The 1,028-nt window shown below is 57.8% G+C and carries 1 protein-coding gene and 1 pseudogene; both read left to right on the top strand.

Going from position 1 to position 1,028, the window contains the following annotated elements; genetic code table 11:
* Positions 1-175: pseudogene (locus tag ACGYLQ_RS20900) on the top strand (IS21 family transposase); the annotation flags it as partial.
* On the top strand, positions 165-956 hold the full coding sequence (gene istB, locus ACGYLQ_RS20905; protein ID WP_093744151.1) for an IS21-like element helper ATPase IstB: 792 nt from the start codon (positions 165-167) through the stop codon (positions 954-956). The pseudogene ACGYLQ_RS20900 and the gene istB, both read left to right, overlap by 11 nt.
* The last annotated feature ends 72 nt before the right edge of the window (positions 957-1,028 follow it).

A 1,028-nucleotide genomic window follows, 5' to 3' on the forward strand; every position in this document is an offset into this window, starting at 1 on the left:
CGTCCCCACCAAGACGCACATCCTGAACCTGTTGCACCGATTGATCGACCGCAGACCGACAGATCACCCCGAGGTCGATCCGCCGGACGCACTGGCATTGCAGACAACGCCAGAGGCCAACGTCGATCGCTATGACGGGTTGCGACGGACTGAGGAGAAGCGCCATGCGTCATGACCCAGCAGGAGCCTCTATCGTGATCATGCTACGCAGTCTCAAGCTGTACGGCATGGCAAATGCGATTGAAGACTTGGTCGCCCAGGGTGCGCCAGCGTTCGAAGCTGCCACACCAATGCTGTCGCAGCTGCTCAAGGCCGAGATCGCCGAACGCGAGGTACGGTCCATCGCCTACCACACGAAGGTTGCCCGCTTCCCCGCATACAAGGATCTGACGGGCTTCGACTTTGCATCGAGTGAGATCAACGAAGCGACAGTGCGGCAGCTACACCGATGCGAGTTTATCGAAGCGGTCGAGAATGTCGTTTTGATCGGCGGTCCCGGAACGGGCAAGAGCCACACCGCCACAGCAATCGGCGTCCAGGCCATCGAACATTACCGGCGTAAGGTGCGCTTCTTCTCGACCGTGGAATTGGTCAACGCGCTGGAGCAGGAGAAGGCACTTGGTAAGGCAGGGAAACTGGCTGAGACGCTGACGAAGGTCGACTTGGTCATTTTGGACGAACTCGGTTACCTGCCGTTCAGCTCATCTGGCGGGGCGCTGCTCTTCCACCTGCTCAGCAAACTCTACGAGCGCACCAGCGTCATCATCACCACAAACCTCAGCTTCTCAGAATGGGCGCAGGTCTTCGGGGATGCAAAGATGACAACCGCGCTCCTCGATAGGCTGACCCACCGCTGCCACATCCTCGAAACCGGAAACGACAGCTACCGCTTCAAGGCCAGCGCTGAGGCTGCAAAGAAAACACGAAAGGAGGCCAAAACATTGACCGCGTCATAAACCACGACGCATAACTGAGGGTGGGTCAAATCTCGGTGAAAATACCGGGTCAGTTCTCAGTGACAATCAACA

The organism is Sulfitobacter sp. 1A12779 (genome assembly GCF_043557315.1).
In the GTDB taxonomy this organism is placed as follows: Bacteria; Pseudomonadota; Alphaproteobacteria; order Rhodobacterales; family Rhodobacteraceae; genus Sulfitobacter; species Sulfitobacter faviae.

What these genes read in the sequence shown, in the direction of transcription:
- istB (WP_093744151.1), top strand. Translation starts at nt 165, where the DNA reads ATGCGTCATGACCCAGCAGGAGCCTCTATCGTGATCATGCTACGCAGT.